Genomic DNA, 12,995 nt, shown 5'->3' on the forward strand with positions numbered 1-12,995 from the left:
TACGCCGCACGGGACCCGGCCCGCGGCGGACCGCTCGCGCACGCGGGCAGCGAGCTGGCGCTGGCCCTGCTGGGTGGCGTGCCGCCCTGGCTGGCCGGGGTGGAGCTGCCGCTCGCCGTGGCGCACCTGCGGCACCTGTCCGGGCTGGTGCCGGCCGCCGACCGGCCGGCCTTCCTGTTCCTGCACTGGCAGGACCGCAGCCGGTCGTTGACCGGGGCGCAGCGCCGGGACCTGGCCGCGCAGGCGCAGGCGGGCGCCGAGAAGATCGTCCTGGCGGCCGGTGACCTGCCGCTGACCGGCCGGGTGGCGGTGGCCTGGCGGCGCTACCTGGACCGGGTGACCGAGGTGGCCGGCCAGGACCACCCCGCCGCGCCGCGCGGGTTCCTGCTGGCCGAGCACGCCCAGCTCAGCCACCGGCGGTGGGGCATCGACCCGGCGGTGGACTCGCTGGCCGCCATGGCGCTGCGGCTGGCCCAGCTCCGCACCCCTTCGGCCGGCAGGAGAGCCGCGGCATGACCGTCCGCCACACCGAACGGGTCGAGGTCGACCTCGGCGACCGGGCGTACCCGGTGCTGGTCGGTCCCGGGGTGCGCCACCGCCTGCCGGCGGAGGTGGCGCGGATCGGCGCCCGCCGGGCCGTGGTGGTCTCCGCCCGGCCGCCGGAGTGGACGCCCGACCCGGGGGTGCCCCACCGGGTGGTGCCGGCTCGCGACGGGGAGCACGACAAGACCCTGGCCACCGTGGCGGCGCTCTGCCGGGAGTTCGCCGACTTCGGGCTGACCCGCGCCGACGCGGTGATCTCCTGCGGCGGTGGGACCACCACCGACGTGGTCGGGCTGGCCGCCGGCCTCTACCACCGGGGCGTCGCGGTCATCCACCTGCCGACCTCGCTGCTGGCCCAGGTGGACGCCAGCGTCGGCGGGAAGACCGCGGTGAACCTGCCCGAGGGCAAGAACCTGGTAGGCGTCTACTGGCAGCCCCGCGCGGTGCTCTGCGACACCGAGCACCTGTCCACCCTGCCGGAGGTGGAGCGGCGCAACGGCTACGGCGAGATCGCCCGGGCCCACTTCATCGGCGCCGGGGACCTGCGCGGCCGCCCGGTCACCGCGCAGATCACCGCCTGCGTGGCGCTGAAGGCCCGGGTGGTGGCCGCCGACGAGCGCGACGCCGGGCTGCGGCACATCCTGAACTACGGCCACACGCTCGGGCACGCGCTGGAGCGGGCCACCGACTTCCGGCTGCGGCACGGCGAGGCGGTCGGCGTGGGGACGGTCTTCGCCGGCCGGCTGGCCGGCCTGCTCGGCCGGATCCCCGCCGCGCGGGTCGACGAGCACCGCGAGGTGGTGGCCGGCTACGGCCTCGACACCGCGCTCCCCACCGGTGTCGACCACGACGAGCTGCTGGCCCTCATGCGGCGGGACAAGAAGAGCACGTCGGGACTGTCCTTCGTGCTCGACGGCCCGGCCGGCCCGGAACTGGTCGCGGACGTCCCCGAGGAGGCGGTCCGCGCCGCCCTGGCCCGGATGTAGGTCACCGGGTCAGGCCCACCAGGGCGGCCAGTTCCGCGACGCCCGCCGGTGCCGGCCCGCCGCGGGCCACGGCCTCGATCACGGTACGGGCCACCGGTCGGCACCGGACCTCGCCCGGCGCGAGCCGGTCCGCGTCGACCAGCGCCCGGCCCGCCCGCGGCACGTCACCCACCTGGAGGTACGCCCGCGCGGCGTCCACCAGGTGGGCCGCCCGCTGCTCCACGGGCAGCCGCTGCCAGCCCGTCCTGCGGACGACCGTCTCGTGCCGCCGCACGGCTCCCCCGGCGTCGCCCAGCTCGACCGCCGCCACCACGCCGGTCACCTCGACCACGGCCGGCCCGAACCCGGTCCGGTGCGGGTCGGTGAACACCCCGAGCCGCGCGGCGAGGCCGGCCGCCCGGTCGAGCAGTTCCCCCACGCTCCGGTCGTCGCCGCCGGCCGCCGCTGCCAGGGCGGCCTGGAGCAGCAGCGTCCCGCACACCGGCCGGGCGGCGGGGACTCCCGAGGGCGCTATCCGCCGCGCCGCGGTGAGCGCCGCGGTCCTGGCCAACCGGGGCCGGCCCACCGTCCGCAGCGCCGCCGCCAGCGGCACCGCGGCGGTCGCCGCCAGCAGCGGGTCGTCCCCGGCCACCGCCACGGCACGGTCGGCGGCCAGCCACCCGAGGTCGGCCTCCCCGAGCTTCACGAGCACCGCCGAGGTGAGCCGGTACGCCTGCACCAGCAGCTCCGGCCGGCGGTCGGCGGGCAGCCGGCGGACGGTGTCGAGCAGTCCGGGCAGGAGCCGCACCAGCTGCGGATAGTGCGCGTGCTGGTACGTCAGCCAGGCGTGCTCCACCTGCCGCGCCGCCTCGTCGGGTCCCGTCGCCGGCCGGGCTTCGCGGCCCGTCCGGAACACGTCGTACCGGGCCAGCGCGGCCCGGACCGGTTCGAGGTCGAGGGCCGCGGCGGTCGACGGCGTTCCGGTGACCGGGCCGAGCAGGGTCGCCGGCTCGACCCGCAGCACCCGGGCGATGTCCTGGATGACCGAGAAGCGGTCCAGGGCGCGGGCGCCGCGCTCCACCTTGTCCACCCAGCTCTTCGACTTGCCCAACCGGTCGGCCAGCATCTGCTGGGTCAGCCGCCGGCGGACCCGCCACTGCGCCACCCGCCGGCCTGGCGGCAGCTCGTCACCGTCCACGGCGCCACCGCCGGTCCGGTACGGCGCGGGTCGTCTCGGCCGGCGGAATGCGCTCCGCCTCGGCCTGGGCGAGCAGCCGCTGCCGGGCCGCCTCCCGCTCGGCCGCGTCGATCTGCTCGCCGGTGCTCTCCGAGGCCCGGTCGTCCTGGTCGCCCATGGTCACCCTCCACTGGATTCCCCTCTGACCAACAGCATGGGGTGAGATGCCGATTACCGGAGGCCAACGGGTGTCCGCTCGACCTTGCCACTGTCCGCTGTGGCGGTCAGCCGGCCGATGCGCCTCGTACACCTCCCGCAGCGCCGCCGCCTCGGGGGCTCCGGTCCGTTCGATCCGCCGGAGCACCTCTCCGGCCCGCCACCAGTTGGACGGCACGACACGGCCGGCGCTGATCGCCTCGGCGGCGACCGCACTGGCCTCGTCGGGTTGGCCGGCGGCCAGGGCCAGCGCCAGGTCGAGGCGGGCCGACGCGGACCTGCGCGGGCGGTCTCCGCCGTCGCCGTGCGGGTCCAGCTCCGCCAGCGCCACCCGCGCGGCCTGTTCGGCGGCGGGGTCACCGGCCCACGCCAGCGTCGTCGCCGTGTAGGCCAGCGCCTTCGTCGGGTCGTACCGGTAGTGGTGCTCGGCCCGTTCCGGCACCGGCAGGTTCGCGGTGAGCCGGCCCAGTCGGTCGAGGGCCTGCCGTGTCCGGCGAACGTCACCCAGGCGAGCCCACACCCGGGCCTCCTGCGCGGTGGCCTGGATGTGCGCGGAACTGCTTCGGGGCGCGATCCGTTGCGCCTGCCCGCACAGGTCCAGTGCCCGCCGATGGTCGTGCTCGATGAGCGACCGCCACGCCTGCGTCTCCAGGCACCACGCCTGGATCTCGGGGTGTTCGCCCTCCAGGGCGAGCCTGCTGGCGGCGGCGAGGTGCGCGTCGGCCGCGGATCGGTGCTGGAGATCGACGTGCACGGTTGCGCGCAGCACGGTGAGCCAACCACCGGCGACGACGAGGCGTCGGCGCTGGGCGAGCGTGCCGCGCCCGTCGAGGAGCCGGCCGACATACGCCAGGTGCCGTCGCACCAACGGGAGCAGGTCGGCCGGTGCGGTGGTGGCGTAGGCGCTGGCCAGATCGTCGACTCCCACCTCAATGCGGGCGAGCGTCTCGGCGCTGACGTCGCTGGCCCGGACCCGGGCGAGCAGGTCCTCGGCCTCGGCGTCGTGGTCGACGGGCTGGGCCACGAGTGACGCCAGCGTGCCACCGGCCTGGAGAACCCGGTCGAGGTGGGCGGCAGTGTCCGGGGTGGGTGCCTTGGTGCCGCTCTCCAGATCGTGCAGGTGACTCTTGCCGCGATGAGCGAGCTGGCCGAGCGCCCTGAGGGAAAGTCCACGGCTGAGGCGCAGGACCCGCAACCGGGCGCCGAAGCGCGGATCGACGTGTGACACGGCAGCGCTCCGAGGTGGCGGGCTGGCATCCCGGCGGCTGGCTCCCGATCCGACCGGCCGCCACTACGCACCGTACACCGCAGTGGCCGGCAGCGTTACGCCCGCGCCGGGCAGTGGGTGAGGAGTTCCTCGGGCTTGTGGGCGACCAGGTCGGGGGCGGCGGCGAGCAGGGCCGCCACGTCGCCGCCGTGCCAGGTGGTGGCGACCGTGGTCACCCCGGCGTCCCGGCCGCTGGTCAGGTCGGTCACCGCGTCGCCGACCATCATGGCCTGTTGCGGCGGGATGCCGAGCAGGTCCAGCGCGCGCAGCACGATGTCCGGCGCGGGCTTCGGCCGGGGTACCTCGTCGGAGCCGATCACGTGGTCGAACAGGCTCAGCACGCCCAGGAGGTCGAGCAGGGACCGGGCGCGCGGACCGCTCTTGCCGGTGGCGATGGCCATGCGGACACCCCGCTCGTGCAGCGCCTCCAGGGTCTCCCTGACGCCGGGGAACAGCGGCACCCGGTGGGCCAGCCGGTAGCTCTCCCGGACGAACGGCTCCTCCATCTCCAGCGGCAGGCCCATCAGCCGCATGATGTCCGGGAAGTACCGGCCCATGTGCTTGTTGTACTCGCCGAACGGCGCCGGCCCGGCGCCGACCACCTCGGCGTACGCGATGCTGAACGCCTCACGCATCACGGCCGAGCTGTCGACCACGACGCCGTCGAGGTCGAAGACGACCGCCCGGATCGGTCCCGGTCGTGGCGTGCGGACGGTGACCCCCGCGGTGGACGACGGCTGGCTCATGGCTGCTCCCGAAGCGAGTGAGGTCGCCGGTGGTTCTCACCGGTCGCGGGCTCCCGCCAGCGCGCGGGTCGGCGCGGTGGGCCGGGCGCAGCGGTAGATCCGTTCGATGGCGTCGATGGTGCGGCGGGCGTCGGCGGCGGCCACGCCCCGGCTGGCCGGTGCGGCGAGCAGCCCGGGCAGGGCGTCGAGCTGGCGGTCGTACTCGGCGCCGACAGGTTCGGCGGGCAGCGGCAGCCGGACGGTCTCGCCGTCCCGGGTCCGGGTCAGCTCCGGCGTCGGCTCCCGGTTGGGGCTGAAACCGAACGTGCAGCGCAGCGTCACCGACCCGCGGGTGCCGTGCACGGCGATGGTGGTGCGGTCCCGCGCCTCGTGCGAGGCCCAGCAGGCGTGCAGCGCGGCGGAGGCGCCGTCGGCGGTGAGCAGGAAGGCGCGGGCGGTGTCCTCGACATCACCACGACCACTGTGGACGGCGGTGCCGCGCCAGGCGGCCTGGGCCGCGCCGTCGTTCACGAAGTCGTCGGAGACACTGCCGACCGCGTGCAGGATCGGGGCCGGGCCGAGCAGCGGCAGCACCGTGTCCAGCAGGTGCCAGCCCAGGTCGACTAGGGCGCCGCCGCCGGAGAGGTCGCGGCGGGTGAACCAGCCGCCGGCGTCGGGCACCCCGCGGGCGCGTACCCAGGCCACGTCGACGTGCCGGACGGGCCCCAGGCCGGCGGCCGCGTCGACCAGGGCCCGGACGTCCGCCCGGTAGCGGGCCGCGCTGCCGGCCAGCAGCACCGCCCCGCCGGCGCGCTCGGCGTCGGCCAGGTCGTCCGCCTCGGCGGAGGTGAGGCAGACCGGCTTCTCCAGGAACACCGGCACGCCCCGGCGCAGCAGCCGGGCCGCGACGGCGGCGTGCAGGTGGTTCGGCACGGCCACCACCACCAGGTCGGCCGCGTCAGCGGGCAGGTCGGCCACGTCGGCGTACGCGTCGGGCACCCCGTGGGTGGCCCGGGCCCGGTCCCGGGCGGCGTCGTCGGGGTCGACCACCGCGGTCACCGTGAACCGGGGGTGCTCGGCGAGGCGGGGCAACCAGATCTGGCGTCCGGCCCAGCCGAGGCCGGCCACCGCGACCCGGACGGTACGGTCCGGCCCGGTGGCCGGCGGCCGGCCGGTCATCCGGCCAGGACGTCGGCGAGCGCGGCGGCGATCTGGTGCATCTGCTCCTCGGTGCCGAGCAGGGTGCGGTGGTGCAGCCAGACGCAGTCGGCGTGGATCTGCTCGGCGTTCGGGCAGCGGGCGGCGATCTGCTCGACCGTCTCGTCCGGGGCGCCGGCCGCCCAGAACCCGTCGCACCGGTAGATCGCGCGGAACGCGACGAAGGCGGGGATGCCCCGGGCGATCAGCTCGTCCACCACGACCCGGCGGCGCTCCAGGCTGATCCCGGGAATCCGGAACATCGCCATGTAGTGCGGGTTGCGGTCGCCCCGCTCGTCGCGGCCCTGCGGCACCACCCCGGGGATCTCGGCGAGCAGGCCGGCCAGCAGCGGCCAGCGCTGCTCGCGCAGGGCGATCTGCCCGTCCAGCCGGGACAGCTGGGCACGCAGCACGGCGGCGCTGAACTCGTTCATGCGGTAGTTCGAGCCGGTGGTGCGGTGCAGGTAGTCGCGGTCGGTGCGGGGCCGGCCGCAGCTGTGCACGAGGAAGGCCCGCTCGTAGAGCTCCTCGTCGGGGAAGAGCACCGCGCCGCCCTCGCCGGCGGTCATCAGCTTGCCGTTCTGGAAGCTGAACGCGGCGACCGAGCCGAGTTCGCCGACCCGCCGGCCCTGCCACTGCGCGCCATGGGCGTGCGCGGCGTCCTGGAGCAGCGCCACCCCGGCGTCCGCGGCGATCTTGCCGAGCGCGTCCATGTCGGCGAACTGCCCGGCCATGTGCACCGGCATGACCACCCGGGTCCGCGGGGTGATGGCGGCCGCCACCGCGTCCGGGTCCACGCAGTAGGTGTCCAGGTCGACGTCGACCGGCACGGCCACCGCGCCGAGCCGCTGCGCGGCCAGCGACGAGGAGATGAAGGTGAACGCCGGGACGATCACCTCGGTGCCGGGCCCGACGCCGAGCACCTCCAGCGCCACCTCCAGGGCGTGGGTGCCGTTGGTGACGGCCAGCGCGTGCTGGCTGCCGTGGTACGCCCCGAACTCCGCCTCGAAGGTGTCGACCTCGTTGCCCCCGACGCGCCACCACTGGCCCTGCTCAAGGGCGCGGATCAGCCCGGTCCGCTCCTCGTCGCCGAACTGCGGCCACTCGGGGAACTCCGGCGGGGTCGCCGACAGACCACTCATGATGTCCCACTTCCTGCGTCAGAAGGAACGGCGGTTCGCTGGTCGCTCCCCCGCGGCGGCGCGCCGTCGGCGCGGCTCGGGGTGGGCGCACGGCCGGACCCGTGCCGTTCGGTCGGTTCGCGGCGGACGCCCCGTCGGTGGCGGTGACGTGCTCGGCTCGCGGTGGACGCTAACCGACCCGCCGTGCCGCTCACCTCCCCTAACGGCCCCTAACCGCCCCTTAGTCGGGCGGCCGGCGGGGTCCTGCGGGCGTCCCGCGTAGTAAGACTGCGGAAGGCCGGACCGCCGAGCGCGCGACGTGACCGTCGCCCCGGCGCGGGTCCGCGTTCCCCAGCCTTGGAGGCAGTTCAGTGACCACGAGCGTCGTCAGCGCCGACACCTCGACGGTGGACCAGCGTGATCCGGAGGTGCGGCTGCGGGCCCTGTTCGACGCGGGCTCGCTGCGGCCGGCATCACCACCGGACGGCTCGGGCGCGCGCTGGGCGCGCGGCGAGATCGACGGTACGCCGGTGATCGCGTTCGCCACCGACGCCACCCGGATGGGCGGCGCCATGGGCGCCGACGGGTGCCGGCACGTCGTGGACGCGATCGACACGGCGGTGCGGGAGCGGGTGCCGGTGCTGGGCCTGTGGCACTCCGGGGGTGCGCGGCTGGCCGAGGGTGTGGTCGCGCTCGATGCCGTCGGGCAGGTCTTCGCCGCGATGGTCCGCGCCTCGGGGCGGGTACCGCAGATCTCGGTGGTCCTCGGCCCGGCCGCCGGTGGTGCCGCGTACGGGCCGGCGCTGACCGACATCGTGGTGATGTCCGGCGCCGGCCGCATCTTCGTCACCGGCCCGGAGGTCGTCCGCTCGGTGACCGGCGAGCAGGTCGACATGGAGACGCTCGGCGGGCCGGAGACCCACGGCAAACGCTCCGGGGTCGCGCACCTCACCTGCGCCGACGACGACGCCGCCCTGACCCAGGCCCGCAGGCTCGCCGCGCTGCTGGGCCGGCAGGGCCGGATCTGCCCGGACGACGTGCGCACCGGCTGCGGCGAGGGACACGACCTGGCGGCGCCCATGCCGGCCGAGGCGAGGCGGGCGTACGACGTGCGGCCGGTGGTCAAGGCGCTGCTCGACGCACCGGGCGTGGAACTGCACCCCCGGTGGGCGCCGAACATCGTCACCACCCTGGGCCGCTTCGCCGGGCGCACCGTCGGCGTCGTCGCCAACAACCCACTGCGCCTCGGCGGCTGCCTCGACGCCGCCAGCGCCGAGAAGGCCGCCCGCTTCGTGCGCATGTGCGACAGCCTCGGCGTCCCCCTCGTCGTCCTGGTCGACGTGCCCGGCTACCTGCCCGGGCTAGGCCAGGAATGGGACGGGGTGGTCCGGCGCGGCGCGAAGCTCCTGCACGCCTTCGCCGAAGCCGTCGTGCCCCGCGTCACCCTGGTCACCCGCAAGGCCTACGGCGGCGCCTACATCGCCATGAACTCACACTCCCTCGGCGCCACCGCGGTCTTCGCCTGGCCGCACGCCGAGATCGCCGTCATGGGCGCCGGCGCCGCTGTCAACGTCCTGCACCGCAGGACCCTCGCGGCCACCCCCGCCGACGAACGCGAGACCCTGCGCGCCCGCCTCGTCGAGGAACAGACCCGCGTCGCCGGCGGCGTCGACCGCGCCCTGGAGATCGGCGTCGTCGACGACGTCATCAAGCCGGAGGAGACCCGCCACCGGATCGCCGAGGCCCTCGCGGCGGCACCGGCCGCCCGGGGCGTCCACGGCAACATCCCGCTCTGACCGGCCTCGCTACGAAACTCGCCACCGGCCAGCCCGTCCAGCCGTGGCCGAAGCCGATGCCGGCAGTGCCACGTTCGGTGTTCAGGCGGTACTGGCCTGCGAGCGGTGGTCACGTGTGGGGATGGCCGGTGATGCCGTCCAGGATGGCGATCAGGTTGTGGTGGAAGGTTTCCTCGGCGTCGAGGTGGGCGCCGTCGGTGACGAGCCGGGCGACGGTGGGGTAGCGGCCTGTTTCGAGCATGCGTGTCAGGTAGGGCCCGAGGGCGGCCTGCCAGGCGGACACGTCGGTGCCGGTTGCACGGGCGGTGCGGCGCTCGGTGATCTCCCGGCGGAGCGCTCCGACGAGGAACGCGTTGAGGGCGCCCACGGCCCGCTGGAGATCGTCGATACCGCGCACGCCAGGGGCCTGACTGAGCGCCGCCGCGGTCGATTCGCCCACGGCGAGCGCGTGAGGGCCTAGGTGTGGCCTTCCGCCGAGCAGGTCGACGAACCACTCATGATCAAGAGCGGCCGCGCGGGTCCGGTGAACGATGGCCAGGACCGTGGCGCGCCACTCGGAGTGCCGGCCAGCCTCGGCGATCTGGGCATAAACGGCGTCCACCATCAGATCGAGCAGTTCGGATCTGTTGATCACGTAGTCGTAGAGCCGCATCGGGCCGACACCGAGCTCTTTGGCGATCTTGCGGACCGACAGCCCGTCGAGACCGTGTGCGTCGGCGATCCGGATCGCGGTGGCGGCGATCTTCGCGCGGTTCAGCGGCACCGGCGCCGCCCGCGGCTGGGGCTCGGGCCGTTCCCACACGGGCAGCGGTGCGCTACCGTACGCCGTATCCATAAGATACAGCGTACGGTAACGGAGACGTTGATGCGAATTGCGATCGCCGGTGGTGGCCTCGGCGGCCTGACGCTGGCCCGAATCCTGCACCGGCACGGCATCGGCGCGGTGGTGTACGAACGCGAGGCAAGCCGATCCGCGCGACCACAGGGCGGTTCGCTCGACCTGCACCCGGAGTCCGGGCAACGGGCCCTGGCCGATGCGGGCCTCGCCGGCCGGTTCCGGTCGGAGGCACGGCCGGAGGGCGAGGAACATCGCATCCTCGACCCGGCCGGACGCACCCTCGTGCACCACAAGCCACAACCCGGCTCGTTCTCCGGACGCCCCGAGATCGACCGCGGCGCACTGCGTGATCTCCTGCTCGATTCGCTCCCGGGCGACGCGGTGGCCTGGCAGCACCGGCTCGTCGCGGCGACGCCACGACCGGACGGAGGCTTCGGGCTGACGTTCGATGGCGGCCGCAGCGCCGACTGCGACGTCCTCATCGGCGCGGACGGCGCACGCTCGGTCGTCCGATCGCTGCTGACCGACGCGACACTGTCGTCCGTGGCCACCTTGGTGGAGCTGAGCATCAGCGACGCCGACCGGCGCCACCCGGATCTCGCCGAGTTGGTCGGCCCCGGAAACCTCTGGTGCATCGGCGTGAACCAGATCCTGGCAGCGCAACGCCTCGGCGACGGCGGCATCCGAGTCGGGATCTCCCTACCAGCGGACGATCGCCACCTGGACACCTACCGCAGCAGGCGCGCTCTGCTGGACATGTTCGATGGCTGGGACCCCAGCCTCACCGCACTCATCGAAGCCGCCGACAGCCCGCCCGCCCCACGCAGGATCGAGGCGATGCCCACCGGTGCACGCTGGACCCCCCAGCCGGGCATCACCCTCATCGGTGACGCCGCGCACCTCATGCCGCCGGTCGGCGAGGGCGCCAACCAAGCCATGCTCGACGCCGCCGAACTCGCCGCCGAACTCGCCACCAACCCCGCCGACCCCGACTCGGCGATCCGGACGTACGAGGAGGCGATGTTCACCAGGATCCACCCGATCGCCGAGATGTCCGCACGAGTCCAGGCAATGATGCTGTCCCCCACCGCGGCCGACGACATCATCCGCTTCTTCGCGCCGCGAGCCCCCACGCCTGGCCCGGCCGAAGCCGGCCACACCTCGTGACGCGGCATGGATGGACGTCCGCGCACTACTCGTTGACGAGCTGCTCGCGAAGGATGTCTGCGTGCCCACAGTGCTGGGCGAGCTCGCGCAACACGTGGAGGTACACCCACCGCAGCGGAAGAGGGCCCCGCCGGTGCCCGTGAAGGATGTCGTCCAGACCCAGGGATGACGTCGCACGGCGTGCGGCTTCGCAGGCTTCGCGGTGTGCGCGCTGCACGGTGGCGATCGTGTCGTCGTCACCGAGGATGAACGACTCCTCTGACGTCGCAGGGATGCCGATCTCGGCGCGCGACCGGCACGTGACGGCCTCGTCAAACCAGACCTTCTCGACGAAGGTCGCGTGCTTCACAAGACCCAGCAGCGTGGTCCGGGAGGCCACCAACGATCGGCGCACCTGTTCCTCTGTCAGCCCGTCCAAGCAGCCGTTGAGCGCGCCGCGGTGCTCGTCGAGGAACGCCTCGAACTGGGCACGGGCTGGCTGTGCGACGACCTGGTCGGCGAAGGTGGGCGGGTAGGAAGGCATGGGCGAAGCATCCCAGACCGTCCGCCAGGAGCAACCAGCCATGACGTCCGCAGGCGCCGAGCGGCGGAGGTCCGGTGAAAACCTTCTCTGGCACAGCGTCGGATCCGGGCCGGGTCGTTCGTAGAACACGTGAGAGGCGGCCGGAGGAGGCCGCCGGGACAAGGAGCCATGGCATGACGCGAGGAGGCGCTGGAGTGGGCTGCCAAGATCGCCGTCTCCTGCCGCTGCGCGCAGGAGGTCCGGGAGCTCATGCCCGACCCCGAGACCGACGCGATGCTCCGCCAGGCTGACCGGCGACGGTGACATCCCGACGACCGGACGGCCCCCTATCCCGGCCCCTACCCCGCCCCTGTTTCCGGTGGCCGGCCCGTCCGCCGGGCCGATACTCCGAAGACTGTCGTCGGTCCCGCCGGTACGGGGCCGCTCCGCGCGAGGTGGACCGTGTCCGACGTGCTCCTGCTGAACGGCCCGAACCTGGGCATCCTCGGCCGCCGGGAGCCGGAGATCTACGGCACCGACACGGTGCGGGACATCGAGCGGGCCGTCGGCGAGGAGGTCGCCGGCCGGGGCTGGCGGGTCATCGCCCGGCAGCACGACTGCGAGGGCGAACTCATCCGTACCATCCAGGACAGTTACGACACGGTGGGTGCGATCATCAATCCCGGTGCGCTGATGATCGCCGGTTGGAGCCTGCGCGACGCGCTGGCCAACTACCCCCGGCCCTGGATGGAGGTCCACCTGTCCAACGTGTGGGCCCGGGAGAGCTTCCGGCACGAGTCGGTGCTCGCCCCGCTGGCCAGCGGGGTGATCGTCGGCCTCGGTGCGCTGGGCTACCGGCTGGCCGCCCGCGCGCTCGTCGCCACCGTTCCCTGACCCGCCCCCGACCATTGAGGACAACCCCCGTGCGCGTTCCGATCTTCTCGCTCAGCATCATCCTGGCCTCCGTCCTGCTCGGCGTGGCCGTGCCGAAGCTCGTCGGCCAGGCCGGGATGCGGGAGCGGATGTCCCATCTCGGCGTCTCGGCCGGGCGGACCCGGGTGATCGGCGTCCTGGAGGCCGCCGCCGTGGCCGGGCTGCTGCTCGGGCTGCTCTGGTGGCCGCTCGGCGTCGCCGCCGCGGTCGGCGTGGTCCTGCTGCTGCTCGGCGCGGTCGGCTTCCACCTCCGGGCCCGGGACCCCTTCCCGATGACCGTGGTGCCGCTGGTGTTCGCCCTCGCCGCCGCCGCGCTCGCCGTCCTGCACGTCCTGGACAACTGAGCGCCGGCGTGACGGGCGGGCCGGACGCCGGGGTGCTCGGCGTCGACATCGGCGGCACCAAGGTCGCGCTGCGCGCCGAGGCGGCCGACCGGCCCGCGTACGAGCGCACCTTCACCTGGCCGGCGCGGGCCGACGCGGACGCCGACCTGGCCGCGCTGGACGGCGAGGTGAGCGCGCTGCGCGCGGCCTGGGGACCGGTCGGTG

The 12,995-nt window shown here is 74.5% G+C and carries 11 protein-coding genes and 3 pseudogenes; 7 read left to right on the forward strand and 7 right to left on the reverse strand.

Features of this window, described 5'->3' with window-relative positions:
* Nucleotides 1-516 (forward strand): annotated as a pseudogene (locus tag B0E53_RS24720) (hypothetical protein); the annotation flags it as partial.
* Entirely contained in the window at nucleotides 513-1,529 is a 1,017-nt protein-coding gene (locus B0E53_RS24725; RefSeq protein ID WP_107078241.1) for a 3-dehydroquinate synthase family protein, read from the forward strand. The pseudogene B0E53_RS24720 and the gene B0E53_RS24725, both read left to right, overlap by 4 nt.
* A 1-nt stretch (nucleotide 1,530) precedes the next feature.
* On the opposite strand, the gene B0E53_RS24730 is transcribed toward B0E53_RS24725, so the two are convergent.
* The 5 genes and pseudogenes from B0E53_RS24730 to B0E53_RS24750 all read right to left on the reverse strand — a co-directional run bounded on the left by B0E53_RS24730 (nucleotide 1,531) and on the right by B0E53_RS24750 (nucleotide 7,232).
* Complete coding sequence (locus B0E53_RS24730) at nucleotides 1,531-2,706, reverse strand: helix-turn-helix transcriptional regulator (protein ID WP_107078242.1); 1,176 nt, start codon at nucleotides 2,704-2,706, stop codon at nucleotides 1,531-1,533.
* 286 nt (nucleotides 2,707-2,992) lie between these two features.
* Nucleotides 2,993-4,129, reverse strand: a pseudogene (locus tag B0E53_RS24735) (helix-turn-helix transcriptional regulator); the annotation flags it as partial.
* Nucleotides 4,130-4,224: 95 nt separating this feature from the next.
* The gene (locus B0E53_RS24740; RefSeq protein ID WP_107078243.1) at nucleotides 4,225-4,914 is read right to left on the reverse strand and encodes an HAD-IA family hydrolase; all 690 of its coding nucleotides are present in this window, start codon (nucleotides 4,912-4,914) and stop codon (nucleotides 4,225-4,227) included.
* Nucleotides 4,915-4,950: 36 nt separating this feature from the next.
* Nucleotides 4,951-6,072 (reverse strand): Gfo/Idh/MocA family oxidoreductase, encoded by a 1,122-nt coding sequence (locus B0E53_RS24745; RefSeq protein ID WP_107078244.1) that lies wholly within the window; start codon nucleotides 6,070-6,072, stop codon nucleotides 4,951-4,953.
* Nucleotides 6,069-7,232, reverse strand: coding sequence for a DegT/DnrJ/EryC1/StrS family aminotransferase (locus B0E53_RS24750; RefSeq protein WP_107078245.1), 1,164 nt, complete (start codon nucleotides 7,230-7,232; stop codon nucleotides 6,069-6,071). The genes B0E53_RS24745 and B0E53_RS24750 overlap by 4 nt, the downstream gene beginning before the upstream one ends.
* Before the next feature lie 350 nt (nucleotides 7,233-7,582).
* Here B0E53_RS24750 and B0E53_RS24755 point away from each other — a divergent pair, with 350 nt between their 5' ends.
* Nucleotides 7,583-9,007: a carboxyl transferase domain-containing protein gene (locus B0E53_RS24755; RefSeq protein ID WP_107078246.1), complete on the forward strand. Its 1,425-nt coding sequence runs from the start codon at nucleotides 7,583-7,585 to the stop codon at nucleotides 9,005-9,007.
* Nucleotides 9,008-9,116: 109 nt separating this feature from the next.
* Here the strand turns inward: B0E53_RS24755 and B0E53_RS24760 are convergent, their stop codons facing one another.
* Complete coding sequence (locus B0E53_RS24760) at nucleotides 9,117-9,842, reverse strand: TetR/AcrR family transcriptional regulator (protein WP_168215399.1); 726 nt, start codon at nucleotides 9,840-9,842, stop codon at nucleotides 9,117-9,119.
* Nucleotides 9,843-9,872: 30 nt separating this feature from the next.
* Between B0E53_RS24760 and B0E53_RS24765 the strand changes: the two genes are divergently transcribed.
* Entirely contained in the window at nucleotides 9,873-11,012 is a 1,140-nt protein-coding gene (locus B0E53_RS24765; RefSeq protein ID WP_107078247.1) for an FAD-dependent monooxygenase, read from the forward strand.
* A 25-nt stretch (nucleotides 11,013-11,037) separates the two neighbouring features.
* Here the strand turns inward: B0E53_RS24765 and B0E53_RS24770 are convergent, their stop codons facing one another.
* Nucleotides 11,038-11,535 (reverse strand): DinB family protein, encoded by a 498-nt coding sequence (locus B0E53_RS24770; protein WP_107078248.1) that lies wholly within the window; start codon nucleotides 11,533-11,535, stop codon nucleotides 11,038-11,040.
* Nucleotides 11,536-11,976: 441 nt separating this feature from the next.
* Here B0E53_RS24770 and B0E53_RS24775 point away from each other — a divergent pair, with 441 nt between their 5' ends.
* The 3 genes and pseudogenes from B0E53_RS24775 to B0E53_RS24785 all read left to right on the forward strand — a co-directional run.
* Entirely contained in the window at nucleotides 11,977-12,408 is a 432-nt protein-coding gene (locus B0E53_RS24775) for a type II 3-dehydroquinate dehydratase (RefSeq protein ID WP_107078249.1), read from the forward strand.
* 29 nt (nucleotides 12,409-12,437) lie between these two features.
* Nucleotides 12,438-12,791, forward strand: a complete 354-nt coding sequence (locus tag B0E53_RS24780) for a DoxX family protein (protein WP_107078250.1) — start codon at nucleotides 12,438-12,440, stop codon at nucleotides 12,789-12,791.
* Between the two features lie 8 nt (nucleotides 12,792-12,799).
* Nucleotides 12,800-12,995, forward strand: a pseudogene (locus tag B0E53_RS24785) (hypothetical protein); the annotation flags it as partial.

It is taken from the genome of Micromonospora sp. MH33 (genome assembly GCF_003013775.1).
GTDB lineage: Bacteria > Actinomycetota > Actinomycetes > Mycobacteriales > Micromonosporaceae > Micromonospora > Micromonospora fulviviridis.